The sequence below is a fragment of the Sphingomonas soli NBRC 100801 genome (assembly GCF_001591025.1).
GTDB lineage: Bacteria > Pseudomonadota > Alphaproteobacteria > Sphingomonadales > Sphingomonadaceae > Sphingomonas > Sphingomonas soli.
The window spans coordinates 39531-55644 of record NZ_BCTZ01000009.1 but is presented as its reverse complement, the minus strand read 5'-3'; the positions used below and the strand labels follow the sequence as shown (position 1 = coordinate 55644).

At 64.6% G+C, this 16114-nt stretch carries 14 protein-coding genes and 1 tRNA gene; 8 read left to right on the top strand and 7 right to left on the bottom strand.

Annotation, left to right across the window (positions count from 1 at the left end):
- Positions 1 to 2 precede the first annotated feature (2 nt).
- Positions 3 to 503, bottom strand: coding sequence for a MarR family transcriptional regulator (locus tag SSO01S_RS06295; RefSeq protein WP_066797691.1), 501 nt, complete (start codon positions 501 to 503; stop codon positions 3 to 5).
- 69 nt (positions 504 to 572) lie between these two features.
- Here SSO01S_RS06295 and SSO01S_RS06290 point away from each other — a divergent pair, with 69 nt between their 5' ends.
- Both SSO01S_RS06290 and SSO01S_RS06285 read left to right on the top strand, forming a co-directional pair.
- Entirely contained in the window at positions 573 to 1670 is a 1098-nt protein-coding gene (locus tag SSO01S_RS06290; protein WP_066797688.1) for a branched-chain amino acid aminotransferase, read from the top strand.
- A 23-nt stretch (positions 1671 to 1693) separates the two neighbouring features.
- A tRNA-Gln gene (locus SSO01S_RS06285) sits at positions 1694 to 1768 on the top strand.
- 60 nt (positions 1769 to 1828) lie between these two features.
- Here SSO01S_RS06285 and SSO01S_RS06280 read toward each other — a convergent pair.
- Entirely contained in the window at positions 1829 to 2026 is a 198-nt protein-coding gene (locus SSO01S_RS06280; protein WP_066796903.1) for a hypothetical protein, read from the bottom strand.
- Positions 2027 to 2242: 216 nt separating this feature from the next.
- Here SSO01S_RS06280 and SSO01S_RS06275 point away from each other — a divergent pair, with 216 nt between their 5' ends.
- Both SSO01S_RS06275 and SSO01S_RS06270 read left to right on the top strand, forming a co-directional pair.
- The gene (locus tag SSO01S_RS06275; protein ID WP_066797686.1) at positions 2243 to 4471 is read left to right on the top strand and encodes a TonB-dependent receptor; all 2229 of its coding nucleotides are present in this window, start codon (positions 2243 to 2245) and stop codon (positions 4469 to 4471) included.
- A gap of 81 nt (positions 4472 to 4552) precedes the next feature.
- Positions 4553 to 6151, top strand: coding sequence for an AMP-binding protein (locus SSO01S_RS06270; protein WP_066796900.1), 1599 nt, complete (start codon positions 4553 to 4555; stop codon positions 6149 to 6151).
- Between the two features lie 36 nt (positions 6152 to 6187).
- On the opposite strand, the gene SSO01S_RS06265 is transcribed toward SSO01S_RS06270, so the two are convergent.
- Together SSO01S_RS06265 and SSO01S_RS06260 are read right to left on the bottom strand one after the other, a co-directional pair.
- Positions 6188 to 7822, bottom strand: a complete 1635-nt coding sequence (locus tag SSO01S_RS06265) for a carboxylesterase/lipase family protein (protein WP_066796898.1) — start codon at positions 7820 to 7822, stop codon at positions 6188 to 6190.
- Positions 7819 to 9105, bottom strand: a complete 1287-nt coding sequence (locus SSO01S_RS06260; RefSeq protein WP_066796895.1) for a spinster family MFS transporter — start codon at positions 9103 to 9105, stop codon at positions 7819 to 7821. Before SSO01S_RS06260 ends, SSO01S_RS06265 begins: the two co-directional genes overlap by 4 nt.
- A 137-nt stretch (positions 9106 to 9242) precedes the next feature.
- Here SSO01S_RS06260 and SSO01S_RS06255 point away from each other — a divergent pair, with 137 nt between their 5' ends.
- From SSO01S_RS06255 to SSO01S_RS06235, 4 genes are all read left to right on the top strand, one after another.
- The gene (locus tag SSO01S_RS06255) at positions 9243 to 9926 is read left to right on the top strand and encodes a TetR/AcrR family transcriptional regulator (protein ID WP_245646626.1); all 684 of its coding nucleotides are present in this window, start codon (positions 9243 to 9245) and stop codon (positions 9924 to 9926) included.
- 106 nt (positions 9927 to 10032) lie between these two features.
- Positions 10033 to 10926 (top strand): SDR family NAD(P)-dependent oxidoreductase, encoded by an 894-nt coding sequence (locus SSO01S_RS06250; protein WP_066796891.1) that lies wholly within the window; start codon positions 10033 to 10035, stop codon positions 10924 to 10926.
- Entirely contained in the window at positions 10923 to 12239 is a 1317-nt protein-coding gene (locus SSO01S_RS06245; RefSeq protein WP_083942884.1) for a glycoside hydrolase family 1 protein, read from the top strand. The genes SSO01S_RS06250 and SSO01S_RS06245 overlap by 4 nt, the downstream gene beginning before the upstream one ends.
- A gap of 440 nt (positions 12240 to 12679) precedes the next feature.
- Positions 12680 to 12994 (top strand): helix-turn-helix domain-containing protein, encoded by a 315-nt coding sequence (locus SSO01S_RS06235; RefSeq protein WP_245646624.1) that lies wholly within the window; start codon positions 12680 to 12682, stop codon positions 12992 to 12994.
- Here SSO01S_RS06235 and SSO01S_RS06230 read toward each other — a convergent pair.
- The 3 genes from SSO01S_RS06230 to SSO01S_RS06220 form a co-directional block, all read right to left on the bottom strand.
- Positions 12973 to 13890, bottom strand: coding sequence for a 1-phosphofructokinase family hexose kinase (locus SSO01S_RS06230; RefSeq protein ID WP_066796875.1), 918 nt, complete (start codon positions 13888 to 13890; stop codon positions 12973 to 12975). The genes SSO01S_RS06235 and SSO01S_RS06230 overlap by 22 nt on opposite strands.
- Positions 13887 to 14888, bottom strand: coding sequence for a P-loop nucleotide/nucleoside kinase family protein (locus SSO01S_RS06225; RefSeq protein ID WP_066796872.1), 1002 nt, complete (start codon positions 14886 to 14888; stop codon positions 13887 to 13889). Before SSO01S_RS06225 ends, SSO01S_RS06230 begins: the two co-directional genes overlap by 4 nt.
- A 67-nt stretch (positions 14889 to 14955) precedes the next feature.
- Entirely contained in the window at positions 14956 to 16101 is a 1146-nt protein-coding gene (locus tag SSO01S_RS06220) for an endo-1,4-beta-xylanase (RefSeq protein WP_066796869.1), read from the bottom strand.
- Positions 16102 to 16114 lie beyond the last annotated feature (13 nt).

The window sequence follows — 16114 nt, the reverse complement described above, 5'->3', positions numbered from 1 at the left end:
GGCTATTTGCGCAGATCGAAGATCCGTCCGCGTTCGTCTTCGGGCACCAGACCTTCCAGCACCGCCCAGAAGCCGCCCACGGCACCCTGGCCCGCGCTGGAATAGGCGCCGGACATCTTCTCGCGCAGCGCTTCGAACAACTCCGCCTCCAGCGCCGTGCCGTCAGGGGTCAGCCGCAGCAGGCGCTGCCGCCGGTCGCGATCGCCCGCGCGCGTCTCGACCAGCCCGCGCTCGCCCAGTTCGCCGAGCACGCGGCCCAGCGATTGCTTGGTGATCGCCAGCAGGGCGAGCAACTCGCTCACCGTAAGCCCCGGTTTGCGTGCGATGAAATAGAGCGCGCGATGATGCGCGCGTCCCAGCCCCTGCGCCGCCAGCCCCGCGTCGATCGAGCGGGTGAGATGGGCATAGCCGAAATATAGCAGCTCCACGCCGCGCCGGATCTCCGGCTCGCGCAGGAACAGCGGCGAGGCGGCGTTCGGCGATGGAGGAATTGGGACAGCCATGTTGACCATCTTTGCCACCGCGCCTAACCCTGCGCAACCCAAAGGGCACCCAAGTAACGGATGACGGAAATGGCAGACGCGACGATCCTGGATTACGAGTTTGAGGCACACGCCAATCCCGTATCCGCAGCCGATCGCGCCGAGATCCTCGCCAATCCCGGCTTCGGCAAGCGTTTCACCGATCATATGGTTATGATCAAATATCACGTCGATCGCGGCTGGCACGATGCCCGGGTGATGCCGCGCGGGCCGCTGTCGATCGATCCGGCCTGCGCCGTGCTGCATTATGCGCAGGAAATTTTCGAAGGGCTGAAAGCCTATCGCTTGCCGGACGGCGGCGCGGCCCTGTTCCGCCCGGAAGCCAATGCCGCGCGGTTCCGCGAATCCGCCGAACGCCTGGCGATGGCGCCCTTGCCGGAAGAGGCGTTCCTGTCCTCGATCCGCAAACTCGTCGAAGTCGATCGCGACTGGATTCCGGAAGGCGAGGGCGGATCGCTCTATCTGCGGCCCTTCATGTTCGCGAGCGAAGTCTTCCTCGGCGTGAAGCCGGCGAGCGAATACACCTATATCGTGCTCGCATCGCCCGCAGGCGCCTATTTCAAGGGTGGGGCTCCCTCGGTCACCTTGTGGGTGAGCGAGCATTACACCCGCGCCGCACCGGGCGGTACGGGCGCGGCAAAGTGCGGCGGCAACTATGCCGCGAGCCTTGTCGCGCAGGCCGAAGCGATCCGCGAAGGCTGCGATCAGGTCGTGTTCCTCGACGCGGTGGAGAACCGCAACGTGGAGGAACTGGGCGGCATGAACGTGTTCTTCGCGTTCGAGGATGGATCGCTGATCACGCCACCGCTGGGGGGCACGATCCTGCCCGGCATTACCCGCGATTCGCTGCTCACGCTGGCGAAGGACGTGGGCATTGATGTGCGCGAGGAGCAATATTCGCTCGAGCAATGGCGCGCCGATGCCGAGAGCGGGAAGCTGCGCGAAGCGTTTGCATGCGGCACGGCAGCAGTGGTCACGCCGATCGGCCGGGTGCGCGGGCGCGGCTTCGAGTTCCAGATCGGCAATGGCGGCCCCGGGATGCTGACCGAGCGGCTTCGCGAGCAATTGACTGCAATACAGCGCGGAACCGCACCGGATCCGCACGGCTGGGTTGAAAGGCTCTTCTAAGCCCGTATAAGCCCGCTTCCCGTTGGGGCGTCGCCAAGTGGTAAGGCAGCGGCTTTTGGTGCCGCCATTCCCAGGTTCGAATCCTGGCGCCCCAGCCAATCCTCGCTATCCCGGCCGCTGCGCGTGACCGGAGCGGCCGGCCGGCCTTCGCCCGGCAGTCAGTCGGGATCGATGTCGAGATAGGCGACCACATCATTCTCGGTCGCGATCCACAGGCCGGCCTGCACCTCCTCCGTTTGCTGCCGCGCTATCATCAGCGCCTCGGCGAGCGGGCCGTAGAACAGGGTCTCGGCCGCCGCATCATTTTCACTCAGGTGATAGAGCCGGACGCTGGCCATGTCGGAAGTGGTACGCATCCTGCCTCCCTTGCAGCCTTTCCGTGCCGCGCTCAAGCCGCGCGCCTTCGGCGCCAGGGGGGGGCAGTGCGCAAGGAAGTGCCCCGTGATGCTGCCTGCCGCGCTGTGTCAATATCATTCACTCGGGAGAGAATTAGTATTGCAAGCTGCCGGACTTTGAGGCAATTCCGCCCAACCGCGCCGCAGAGCGTGCCGGCCATGTTTTGGGAGGGAAGTATGATTAACCGTGCCATATTGCTGGGTGCGTCCGCATTGGCAGTCGTCTGGAGCGGTTCGGCCGCGGCCCAGACCGCGCCGCAGAGCGCCCCTAGCGAAGCCGCCGAGCAGGGGGGCGAAGACGAGATCGTCGTCACCGCGACCCGCCGCAGCGAAAACCTGATGACCTCGGCGATCTCCGCCACCGTCCTGTCGGGCACCGATCTGGAGAATAAGGGCGTCGTCAATGTCGACGCGCTTCAGTTCGCGATGCCCTCGATCGTCGTCAACAATTTCGGCCAGGGCAATGATTTCAACGTTCGCGGCATCGGCAAGGCCGAGCACAACACGCAGACCACGACCGGTGTGATCACCTATCGCGACGGCGTGCCGAGCTTCCCGGGCTATTTCCAGGGCGAGCCCTATTACGACGTGGCGAACATCCAGGTCCTGCGCGGCCCGCAGGGCACGATCGTCGGCCAGAACGCGACCGGCGGCGCGGTGTTCGTCAACACCAACGATCCGATGATCGATGGCGGCAATCACGGCTATTTCAACGTCAATTACGGCAACTACAACGAAGCCGGATTCCAGGGCGCGGTGAACCTCCCGATCAGCAGCACCTTCGCCGCTCGTGCAGCCGTCTATACGTCGCGCCGCGACAGCTTCTTCAACGTCAAGGGCCCGGGCGGCGCGCCTTACGCCTATGACAAGGGCGATGTCGGCATCCTGTCGGCACGTCTCAGCCTGTTGTGGAAGCCGAGCGACAACCTGACGATCTCGTCGAAGACCGACTATTCGTGGATCGACATGGGTGCCTATCCGGCCAGCCCGTTCGCCAATTATTACAAGACTCTGCCGGGCACGAACACGCCGAACCCCAACTATCGCGATCTGTATGACGTGTCGTTCAACGCGCCTCAGGCCGCGCGCGACCACATGATCCGTCAGGTGCTGAAGGCTGAGCTGGAGACTGCAGGCGGCGTGAAGCTGCGCTCGGTATCGAGCTACCAGTGGGGCAACACGATGTACCAGGCCGATCTGGACGGCACATCGACCGGCACTTCGTACTTCTACGACAGCGTCGATGAGCAGCAGATCACGACCGAGTTCAATATCATTTCGCCCGACAACCAGCGCTTCACCTGGCTGCTCGGCGCGTTCGGCGTGTGGAACGACTATCACTTCCGCCGGCCCTATGACTTCGTCATCGACTTGGCCTATCCGTTCAACCTGCCGGCGGCGCAGTACAAGCTGCAGGGCAACAACCTGACGTACAGCTATGCCGCGTTCGGTCAGATCGGGTTCAACATCACGCCGAACCTCAAGATCGAAGCCGGTGCGCGCTACACCGAGAGCAAGTCGACCAACGAAGTCGACGTGATCCAGTATGGCACGCCGATCGCGGCCTATCAGTCGGTCAAGTCGGACAACGTATCGTACAAGGTGTCGCTGGGCTGGAAGGCGAGCCAGGATCATTATTTCTACGGCTTCGTCGCCACCGGCTTCCGTCCGGGCGGCCTCAACCTGCCGGTGGGCCTGGGCAATCCTGCGCCGTTCAAGCCCGAGGAAATCACCTCGTACGAAGGCGGCTGGAAGGGCAATTTCGCTGGCGGCAAGGTCCGCACCACGGTCAGCGCCTTCTATAACGACTATAAGAACTTCCAGGTCATCATCGGCTATCCGACGTTCCCGACCTTCGGGATCGAGCTCAACGTGCCGAACAGCACGAAGATTTATGGCTTCGAGGCACAGGCGGACCTGCATCTCGGCAATCTGAAGCTGGGTGCCGGTGTGAACGTGCTGCGCAGCGAACTGGGCCAGTTCTATGCCAGCGACCCGCGCATTGCCGCGACCGGCGCCTGCGATCCGCTTACCGGCGGTTCGGCGCTCGCGACCAACTGCATCAACCTGAAGGGCCGCCGCCAGACCTATGCGCCGGACCTGACCTTCAACTTCAGCGCGGAATATACGCTGGAGCTGGGCAATGGTGACAAGCTGACCCCGCGCGCCAATTTCGGCCATATCGGGCAGCAATGGGCAACCCTGTTCGAGAATGTCTCGCGCGGCGACAGCATCGTCGAGCGCAACATTCTCAACGCGCAGATCGCCTATAATCATGGCACGTGGACGCTCACGGCCTATGGCACCAACCTGACCAACCAGCATTACCCTGCAGCGCTCAACTCCGGCCTCTACTTCGCCGGCACACCGCGCCAGTACGGGGTGAAGCTGCTCAAGACGTTCTGACCCACCCTATGAACGGCCGTCGTCCAACTCTCTGGGCGGCGGCCGTCCTTTTTTCCGCTTTCCGTGCAGCTTGAAGGTCCCATGCAGCCATACGGCCTGACCATAGACAAGTTTCTCGATCACGCCGCGAAGTGGTTTGGAGACCGTGAGATCGTCGAGGCGGATGCCGGTAGCGTGCGCGCGCGGTTTACCTATTCGCAGCTTCGCGATCGCGCCAACCTGATGTCCGGCGCGCTGGCCGCTCTGGGGCTGGAAACCGGCGATCGCGTCGGTACGCTGGCGTGGAACACGCGCCATCATCTTGAAATCTATTATGCGTCGATGGGCATGGGGCTGGTCTGCCACACGCTCAATCCGCGCCTGACCGCAGCCCATCTCGCGGCGATGGTCAATGAAGCAGGAAACCGGGTGCTGGCGGTTGCCGCAGACCTGATGCCGCTCGCCCGCGAAGTCGCGCCGCTCTGCCCGGCGATCGAGCATATCATCGTGATGGATGCCGTGGGGGATGCGGACCTGAAGCCCGCGGGCGCGGTGCCGGTCACCGGATACGAGGCGCTGCTGGAAGCGCATGGCGCTCCGGCTGCCTGGGGCAGCTTTGACGAGAATTTGCCCGCAGGGCTTTGCTACACTTCGGGCACGACCGGCGCTCCCAAGGGCGTGGTCTATACCCACCGCTCTAATTATCTCCACACGGTGCGCGCGCTTCAGGCCGATGCGACGGGGCTCACCTGCCGCGACGTGCTGATGCTCGCCGTGCCGATGTTCCACGCCAATGGCTGGGGCCTGCCCTTTGCCGCGCCGGCCGCGGGGGCGAGGCTCGTGCTGCCGGGGCGCTTCCTGGACGGCGCCAGCCTGGCGCGCATCATGCGTGACGAGGGCGTGACCATTGCAGTGGGCGTGCAGACTGTCTGGCTTGGGCTGGTCGACCATCTCGACAATGAAGGCGGCGATCTTCCCGCACTGGCGCGCGTGCTGATCGGCGGTTCGAGCTGCCCTGATGCTCTGCTGCGCCGCCTTGAAGACCGGCTTGGTGCAGAGGTGCAGACGAGCTGGGGCATGACCGAATTGTCGCCGGTGGGAACGATCGCCCCGGCGGGCAGCGGCAGCGATGCCGCGCGCGCTTCGGGGCGCCCGCCGATGGGTCTGGACCTAAAGCTGACCGATGCGGAGGGCAATACGCTGACGCCCCAGCGCGGCATCCTCGGCCATCTGAAGGTCAAGGGGCATAGCGTGATCGAGCGCTATTACCGGGCCGAGACAAGCGCGCTCGACGCCGAGGGCTATTTTGACACGGGCGATCTTGCGATGATCGACCACGCCGGAAATCTCACGATCTGCGGCCGTTCGAAGGACCTGATCAAATCGGGCGGCGAATGGATCAACCCGACCGAGATCGAAGCGGTGATCGGTACCCATCCGGCGGTGCGCCACGTTGCGGTGATCGGTCGCCACGACGAGAAATGGGGCGAACGTCCCGTGCTTATCGTGGAGACCGAGGGTGAGCAGAATCCGCAGGCTTTGCTCGCGATGCTGCGCGGCAAGATCGCCGATTGGTGGATCCCCAGCCAGGTGATCGAGATTCCCGCAATGCCGCTGGCGGCGTCGGGCAAGATCGACAAGATGCGGCTGCGCGCGGACTATGCGGCGGGCCGGCTGAGCGGCGAGACCGCAGCGGCCTAACTTCCTCCCTCGCGCGGCGAGGGAGGATAAGTCATGTCAGTCGCAGCCCGCGGCCTTGGCGGGCAATTTCGGCGAAGCGACGCTCGAATTCCACATCCACGGGATCGTGCCCGTCGCCTTGCGGCGGCACATCACGCTTTCGTGCAGCTCGAACATGCCCGGCAGCAGCCCGCTCTCCGGGCGGGGCGTGCCGGCGAAGCGGATATACGCGCGTGACGTGCCGAATGCGGGCCAATCGGGAGCGCCTTCGGCCTTGGGCGCGCCCGTGGCGGCGAAGCTCGTCCAATAGCCGATCATCGCATCGGAAAGCGCATGCTCTGCGGGCGTTTCCGGGATTTTCGGCCAGAGCGGCCCGACGCGGTCGAACGTGCCGAAGACATAGGGAAGCTCGCTCGCGTGGAAGGCGTGAAGGTTCTTCTCGTCCATCGCGGGATAGCCGTGATCGAACAGATAGACATAGGCCTTCTGGCCCGCCGCCGTCTGCCGGCGCGCCATCCGCTCCGTGGTCCAGCCGTAGAGCGCATCGCGCGTATTCGCGAGGATGGCTTCCTTGTAATCGCTGGCCGGATAGAGCTTGAGATAGGCGTCCGCGAGCTCGCCATAGCGTTCGCGCACTTCCTTCTCATATGCCGCCGCGTCGCCCGGTGCCTTGGCCGCGAGCATCAGCAACGAGCGGATCTCGCCCTGATTGAAGCCGGTGAGAATCGGCACCTTGGCCTGACGTCCGCCGTCGAAAGCCGATACCATCTGTTCGGGCAAGGCAAAGCCATCGACCACGCCCCATGGGCCGAAGCCCAGCGCCGCCGCCTTGTTGGTCAGTTCCGTGGCGTTCATGCCGCGCATCGCCCCGATATCCGGCATCTGCAGGCCCGCCTGGAGCATCTGGCCGACGGTCTCTCCGCCCGGCAGGCCATAGACCTGCTTCTTCTGGTCGGGCATCGGCAGCATATAGGCGCTTTGCGCGATCGCCTTGTGGAACAGGCCCTTCGCGATGGGCGAGGTCAGCAGATACATCACGCTGAGCGCGCCCGCAGACTCGCCCGCGATCGTCACATTCTTCGGATCGCCACCGAACGCCGCGATATTATTGTGCACCCAATAGAGCGCCATGATCTGATCGAGCAGGCCGTAATTGCCCGATACCTTCTGCGCGGTTTCCTTGCTGAGCTGCGGATGGGCCAGCCAGCCGAGCACGCCGAGCCGGTAATTGATCGACACGACGATCGCGCCGCGCTCGGCGAGCTTGCGGCCGTCATACATCGCCTCGCGGCTCGATCCCGATACCAGCGCGCCGCCATGGATCCAGAAGAATACCGGCGCACCCTTGGGGTTCTTGGGCGTCCAGATATTGAGCGTCAGGCAGTCTTCGCTCTGCGGCAGCGGGTTGGTTGGCGAATAGATGTTCGGCGTCTTGCTTTCGGGCTGGACGCAGGCGGGGCCGAACTCGGTCGCGGTACGGGTGCCCTCCCATTTCGGCATGGGCTGCGGCGGCTGCCAGCGACGGCTCTCGACGGGGGGCAGCGCGTAGGGAATGCCCTGGAACACGCGGACATCGCCTTCCTGCCGACCGCTCACCTTTCCCGCCGGCGCATCTACCGTCGGCGCCTGGGCGAAAGCGGGAGCTGCCGCGAGCAGGCTGGCGGCAAGCGTAAGGCGACGAAACGAAATCATGCGATAGCCTCGGTTACGGGACGGGTCTCGCGGCGCAGGACGCGGGAGAGTGAGAGGAAGAGGAGGATGGCGATAAGGTAGAAGGGCGCGATAGAATAGAGCGCGAGCTGGAGCGTGTTCTGATAATCATGCGCCTTCAGCCAGTCGCTCGCCGCGCCCACATAGGTCGGGCCCAGGCCGAGGCCGATAAAGTTCATTACCAGCAGCAGCAGCGCGCCCGAAAGCACACGCTGGTTCGGTGCGACCTCATCCTGCACCAGCGCCACCGATGCCGAGAGATAGACATAGTTGAACAACATCACGATGGTCAGCAGCGCCAGCGCCAGCGGCCAGCCCGGTGCCCAGACAAAGGCGATATAGAAGGGCAGGGCGACGGCAAGCGAGAGCGCCGGCGCCGTTGCATAGCCCGTCCGCGACCGCCGGGTGAGCTTGTCGAGTACCCAGCCTGACACGATCATGCTGCCGCCCATGCCGGCCAGCACGGTCAGCGCGTACCAGACGGCGACGTCGCTGAGCTGCATGCCCTTGCTTTCCATCAGGAACAGCACGGTGAAATTGCCCAGCCCGTAGGTAACGAACTGAGTCGCGCCGCTGCCCAGCGCCGCGAGGAGCAGCACGGGATTGGTGAAGAACATCTTGGTCGTCGCCCAGAACGGTGCCTTTTCATTGGCAGGCGCATTGGCAGGCTTGGCGTCGAGCCCGCCGCGCGGCGGATCGCGAAGGATGATGCGCACCAGCACTGCGGCCACCAGGCCGATCACCCCGATGGTGATGAATGCCTCGCGCCAGCCATAGGCGATGGCGATCCAGCCGCCGAACGCGATGCCCAGCGCCGCGCCGGCAGGGGGACCGAAATTGTAGATGCCGAACGCCAGGCCGCGCTTACCCGGCGGGAAGGTGTCGGTGATGATCGCGTAGGAAGGCGGCACGCCGCCCGCTTCGCCGAAGCCCACCACCATGCGCGCCGCGACAAGCTGGGGATAGGTGGTCGCCATGCCGCACGCTGCCGTCGCGCCGCTCCAGATCGCGCAGGCGAGGGACAGGATGGTCACGCGGTTCGTACGGTCGGCCAGCCAGCCGATCGGGATCGCGATGAAGCAATAGAAGCAGGCGAAATAGAAGCCACCGATCAGCCCGAGCTGCCCGTCGCTGATCTGCAGCGAATCCTTGATCGGCTTGGCCAGGAAGCCCAGCAATTGGCGATCGAGGAAATTGATGACGTAGACGATGGTGAGCGTGACGAGCACTACCCAGCGATTGCTGCCGGTTTCCTGACGATCCACGCATCTCTCCCTATGGCGGGTTTTCCGCCTCGCCAGCATAATGCGGGCTAGCCGGCGGGGCTGTCAATATCACTATCACGTGTGTGAATATCGTATCGGGCTTGACGTTGGGCTGTCACACGGAGGAAGGACGCAGTGTGACAACGAAACCCAAACCTGTCCGCCGGAAAGCCGAGCGACGCGCCGAGACGATGGAGCTTATCCTCGATGCTGCGGAGGAACTGTTCTCGCAGCACGGGCTGTATGGCGTGACGTTGAAGGACGTCGCCAAGCAGGTGGGCGTCCATCACACTTTGCTCAATTACTATTTCACCGACAAGAAGGCGCTGTTCGACGCGGTGTTCGCGCGGCGGGCCGAAGTGACCAGCGGGCGGCGAATGCAGGCGCTCGACGCATATGAAGCCTCGGTTGGCGGCAAGGTGACGGTCGAAGGGGCGCTGCACGCCTTTCTCGACACCGATCTCGATACCTATATCGAGGGTGGCGAGGGCTGGAAGAATTATGCGCGGCTGAGCGCGCAGGTCGCCAACACGCCCGAATGGGGTGCGGAGCTGATGGACGAGCATTTCGATCCCGTCGTGCTGCGCCTGATCGGCCTGCTCAAGGCTGCTCTGCCCGATTGCTCGGAACAGGATATTTTCTGGGGCTATCACTTCACCACCGGGGCGCTCGTGCTGACGCTTGCCCGCACCGGCCGCATCGACAAGCTTTCGGGCGGCCTGTGCCATTCGGACGATTTCGCTGCGGTGAAGGAGCATATGGCCCGGTTCATGGCGGCGGGCTTCCGCGAAATCTGCAAGCCTCAATCAGAGCGGGAATAGCGAACCCACACTCTCACCGTCACCGTCCCGCACCAAGACACTCGCTATCTTGATAGTGAACGAAAGCGGCGCTAACCCGTCCGCTCGTTAATCTTGGGAGAATGTGATGTCCTTGTCTGGCCGCGTAGCGATCGTGACGGGTTCGGGTGGGGGCTTGGGCAGGGCCCATGCGCTGTACCTTGCGCGCAAGGGTGCCAAGGTCGTCGTCAACGATCTGTCGCAGGATAATGCCAATGCCGTTGCTGCGGAAATCGTGGCCGCAGGCGGTGAAGCGCTGGCGATCGCCGCGTCGGTGACCGACGAGGCCGGTGTGGCCGCGATGGTCGAGCAGACGCTCTCGGCCTGGGGCCGGATCGACATTCTCGTGAACAATGCCGGCATCCTGCGCGACAAATCGTTCGCCAAGATGACTATGGACGATTTCCGCCTCGTCGTGGATGTTCACCTGATGGGTGCGGCGATTTGCAGCAAGGCCGGGTGGGAGGTGATGCGCGCTCAGGGTTATGGCCGCATCGTGATGACAACCTCGTCCTCCGGACTGTACGGCAATTTCGGGCAGGCCAATTATGGCGCGGCGAAGATGGCACTGGTTGGCCTGATGCAGACGCTCGCGATCGAAGGAGAGAAATATAATATCCGCGTCAACTGCCTCGCGCCCACTGCGGCGACCCAGATGACGCACGGCGTGCTGGCGGACGAGAGCCTGCGTGCGCTCGATCCTTCGCTGGTCAGCCCGGGCCTGCTCGCGCTGGTGGGTGAGGATGCGCCGTCGCGTGCGATCATGTGCGCCGGGGCCGGCAATTTCGCGACCGCCAGCATCACGCTTACCGACGGCTATTTTGCCGGCGGTGCGGAGGATGCCGGCGAACAGGTCGTCGCAAACTGGAGCATCGTCTCCGATCGCGAGGGAGAGATCGTGCCGGCTTACGGCTTTACCCAGGCCGAGCGCGAACTGGCCAAGGCGGGTATGACCGCGCCGGTTGCGGCGGTCGCCCGGTGAAAGACGCTGCCAGGCTGGGGCGGCGCGAGCTGATCGCGACCGCCGCCGCACTGGGCATTGCCGCGCCTGCCGCGGCGCAGGCTTCCGGTCGCAAGCGCGCCGTGCCTCCCGGCTTCCTGTGGGGCACGGCGATCTCCGCGCATCAAAGCGAAGGCAACAACACCAACAGCGACGCCTGGCTGATGGAGAATATCCAGCCGAGCATGTTCAAGGATCGCTCGGGTGACGCGACCGACAGCTATCATCGCTATGAGGAAGATTTCGCGATCGCCGCGAAGCTGGGGCTGAACAGCTACCGGCTCGGCGTGGAATGGGCGCGGATCGAGCCGAGCGAGGGCCATTTCTCGAACGCCGAGCTCGATCATTACGCGCGGATGCTGGAGCGTTGCCGCGCGCACGGCCTCCGCCCGATCGTGACGCTCAACCATTTCACCACGCCGCTCTGGTTCGCGCAGCGGGGCGGTTTCGAGGTGGCGGATTCGCCGCAGCTTTTCGCCCGTTACTGCCGCAAGGTCGTGGAGCGGCTGGGCGGGCTGATGCACATGGTCACGACGTTCAACGAAGCCAATATACGCTTGCTCGTCGATCTGATGCCTGGGTTCGCGGAGGCGCTGCCGAAGGTGAAGGCTGCGGTGGCGGAAGCGGGACGCCGCACCAACAGCCCCAAATTCTCGCGCCTCGCTTATGCCGATCCGGCAGTGGCCGGGCCGCTGATGCAGGAAGCGCACCGGCTGGCCTATGAAGCGATCAAGGCGGTGCGACCGTCCTTGCCGGTCGGTATCACGCTCACCACGCAGGATATCCAGTCCGACGATCCCAAGCTCGTCGAGCATTATCGTGAGCGGCTCTATGGCGGCTGGGTCGATGTGGCCCGCAGCCATGCCGACTTCTTCGGCGTCCAGACCTATACGCGGTTCATATTCGATCAGAACGGCCTGGTGGCGCCGCCAGCGGGTGCGGAGATGACGGCCGCGGGCTATGAATTCTATCCCCAGGCGCTGGCGAACACGATCCGCTGGGCGCACAAGGCCGTTGGCAAGCCGATCTACGTTACCGAAAGCGGCATCGCGACCGATGACGATGCGCGTCGCATCGCTTTTATCGATCAGGCGCTTGATGGCGTGCGCGCCTGCCTAGACGAAGGCATCCCCGTGCATTCCTATCTCTATTGGTCCCTGCTCGACAATTTCGAGTGGACCTCCGGTTATGGTGTGCATTTCGGTCTGGTCGCGGTCGATCTCCAGACCTTCAAACGCACGCTGAAGCCGAGCGCCGTGCATCTCGGCGCGATCGCGCGCGCCAACCGTATCTAGCTGCCCCCGCTCCGCTATCGAGTTGATCGATCGGCGCGGCTAGTGCCGGAGGGACGGCAGCTTATCGGGAAGCGGATCGGTCTGGCGGACGCTCGCTTCGTAGCGATCGTAAGCGCCCGCCGAAGCTGACGGTCAGCCGCTTGCCCGTCCAGCCCTGGAATTTTGAGGGGCGTCTTACCCGCCGAATCGATCGCGGAGATAAACCGGGACTCTTGATCGGCGGAGACGCCGTTGTCCCGGTAAGCGAGCGCGGGAAGGGCTGCGAAGTCAAACAGATCGGGCAACATTGCCTTCATGAAACATACTGGAAATGGACCGGAAGCATGGGGAAAGCCATGCGGTTTCTGAATACCCATTATGGGTATTTTTTGCCCAAACCACCTTGGCTTTCCGTGAGATAGCAGTTGCCTTCCGGTCCGTTCCTTCCTAGCTGTCGCCCCGTGAAAGACGATATGATTGCCGTAGTCGACCGAGCGTCGCTGTTCCTTAAGGCCCTGTCCGGGCGCAGCCGACTGCTCCTGTTGTGTCACCTTCTCGATGGCGAAAAATCCGTCGGGGAACTCGCTCGCCTGACGGGCTCGCGCGACACTGCGGTGTCGCAGCAATTGGCGCTTCTTCGCCGCGAGGGGATGGTCGCCGCGCGCCGTTCCGGCCAGATGATCTTCTATTCGCTCGCCAGCAAGGATGCGGAGAAGATGCTCGAGGCGCTGCACGGGCTGTTCTGCTCGGCGTCTCAGGACGAGATCGCCGCATAAAGCCGTTCGACGTCGTCGCGGCGAGCCAGTTCGGTCGCGGGGGTCATCAGCGTGGCGGCACCTGCGGCGATGCCATAGCGAAGCGCGTCCTCCAGCGGACTGCCCTTCGCCAGCGCGAGCGTGACTGCGCCGACCATCGAATCGCCCGCGCCGACCGCGCTCTGCGTTTCCACCCGGATCGCCGGCAGCCTGCGCTCGACGCCACCGGCGACCAGTAGTGCGCCGCGCTCGGCGAGCGATAGGATGATTACCTCGGCGAATCCCCGCGTGCGCAGCGATCGCGCGGCGTCCAGCTCGTCATGCTCGCTTCGGATCTGCGTGCCGGTCAGATCCTCGACCTCCCGAAGGCTTGGCTTGAGCAGATAGACGCCAGCATCTTCGCAGGCTGCCAGCGCAGCGCCCGAAGTATCCACCACCAGCTTCGCATTCTGGCTTTGGGCAGCCTTCGCCAGTCGCTTGATAATGTTGGGATCGCATCCGGGCGGCAGGCTCCCGCTGACCACCAGATGCGTCACGCCGGGAATGGCGGTGGCGCGCAGCAGCGCTTCGATCTCTGCATCGCTGAGCGACGGCCCGGGCAATACGAAGCGATATTGCAGCCCCGTATCGCCTTCATCGACCGTGATGCTTTCGCGCGTCGTGCCCTCGATCGGCACAGGCGCGATCGTCACGCCCGCCGCGCGGAGCAACTGCACAAAGGTGTCGCCCGCGCCGCCGCCCTGCGGGAACGCTGCGGTGACTTCGCCGCCCAGCCCATGGATCACCCGCGCGACATTGACCCCGCCGCCGCCCGGATCGAAGCGCGGCGCGGTGCAGCGCAATTTGTGGGTATGCTGCACCTTTGGGGTGCAGGTCGTGACGTCGAGGGCCGGGTTGAGCGTGAGCGTGACGATCATCGGCGAGTCCTGTCGAGCGCCGCGCGCGTCGCTGAGACGATCAGTTCGATCGGGCGATTGACGCGGATGCGGTGCCATTCGGCCAATACGCCCACCGGCCGCCGCGATTGCTCGCGCGCCACCTCCACGCCTGCGTCCGAAGCGTCTCCGCTGCGCGCGGCCACGCGGGCGAGCCGGTCCCTCTCCGGGGCTTCCAGCCAGATGCCGGTAAAGGGCACGCGGTGGCGATGGGCGAGGGCAGCCGCCACGTCGCGCTCGCTGCGGTTCATGAAGACGGCGTCGAGGATCACGCTGTTGCCACAGGCCAGGTGGTCGTCCGCCGATTCGTACAGCGCCTGATAGGTGTGCTGGTCATTCAGCCTCGTATAATGCGCGGAGGGCAGGCGTGTTTCCGGCGGCACGCCCGCAAGGCGCTTGCGGAAGACGTCGGATCGCAACACGCGGGCGCCGGGCGGGCGTCCGATCCGGTGACCAACCAGCCGGGCAAGCGTTGATTTGCCGGTCCCCGAAAGCCCGCCGATCGCCACCAGGCGGGGCGGGGCAGGGGCAAGGATCGCATCCGCCAGCGCATCATCCTCCACATGCAGCGACATATAGAGCGGCAGCAGCGCCCAGCCGGACGCGCCCTGCGGCGTCACATCGAGATAGCGGTTTGCCAACAGATTGGCGTCGTCCGTGCGGCCGAGGCTGGCCAGCGCCGCGAGTGGCCGGGCCAGGTCGAACAATATGTCCGCATCGCCCTCACCAAGCGCGCGAATGCGCTTTGCGGCTACGCGGCGGTCGATCTGCGGCGCGTGCCGGCCAAGCTCCGCGCGCTGGGCAGGCGTGCGTGCCTTTCTGTCGAGCAGCGCGCGAAAGGCTTCCGGGCTCGCGGGGTGCGCGGCGGCATGCTCCCGGCCGATCGCGTCGGCGAGCGACTGGATCGCAGGCGCGTCCAGCCCGCCCTCACCCAGCAGGGCATGGGTCAAAGCCTCGCGCTGCCCGGCTTGCGCCGTCATCCTCCCGCCCTCCGCCGATTCCCGGCCTCCCTAGCAGGCGGAAGATGAACGCACGACGACGCTTTTTTCAACTGCGCACGGGTGCGGCGTCGAACGCGTCCCGGATTGCGCGGTACAGCGCCTTGGGCTTGAAATCCGCGCCATAGGGCGTGGCGCGCTGATGGGTCTTGTCGGCACGCGGCCGGAAGCCGTTCAGCCAGCCATATTTGTCGCACATGCCCCAGGCGAGCACGTCCTTGAGCTGCGGATAGCTGAACATGATTTCCAGATAGGCACCCGCGTAATTCGCGATGATCCCGTCGCGGATATCGGGGTCGGTCGGCAGCGCCCTGTCGTTCACGTCGAATTCGGTGACCACCAGCTTATAGCCCATCGCGACTACGGCATCGAGGAATTCGCGCCAGGGTTTCTCCTGCTTGCTGACCAGCGCGCCGACGGTGCCTCCGGGGCTCAGCCCGATATGCGATTGCACGCCTAGCGCGTCGCAAGGCACCCCGCGCGTGCGGAAGCCCTCGAGCAGCTTGAGAACGCCCGCGCGGTGGGCCTCGTTGCCCGACTCCCAGCTCATATAATCATTGTACACCAGCTCGGCCTTGGGCGCGTATTGCCGCGCGACGTGAAAGGCGTGGTCGACCATCGCATCGGCGCTGCCATAGGCTTTGGAGAGCGAGGATTGGCGCTGCGCTCCGGTCTTCTCGTCCACGGTCTCATTGACCGCGTCAAAGCTCATCACCCGTTCGCCATAGAGCTTGCAGACGGTCTTCACATGCTGGGTCAGAATCCGCTCCGCTTCCCTGGCGGGAGTCGGGCCGAAGTCATATTCGTTCAGCCATTTCGGGAAGTATTGCGTCTTGTGCCACAGCAGAGTGTGGCCGCGCATCGCCATGCCCCGAGCCTCGGCAAAGTCGAGCATGTCGGCAAAGCGCTCGACGGTGAAGGTTTTCGCGTCGGGCCGCAGCGCCTGCCACTTCATCTCGTTTTCCGCGACCAATATGCCGCAATCGCGCTCCAGCAGCGCGGCATAGGCGGGGTTGGCGAAGGAGCCGCTGTCTGCGCCGGCCGCGCTCCAGGCTGTGCAGGCGCCAAACCGCATGCCCTTGGCCTTTGCGGCGTCGTTGAGCCCCGCCGCGGCCTGCATCGCCAGCGCAGGAGAGGCAAGCGCCGCTCCGCCCAGCGCGGCGGCTCCGGCCAGAATCTCGCGTCGCTTCATCATCGCGTTGCCCCGC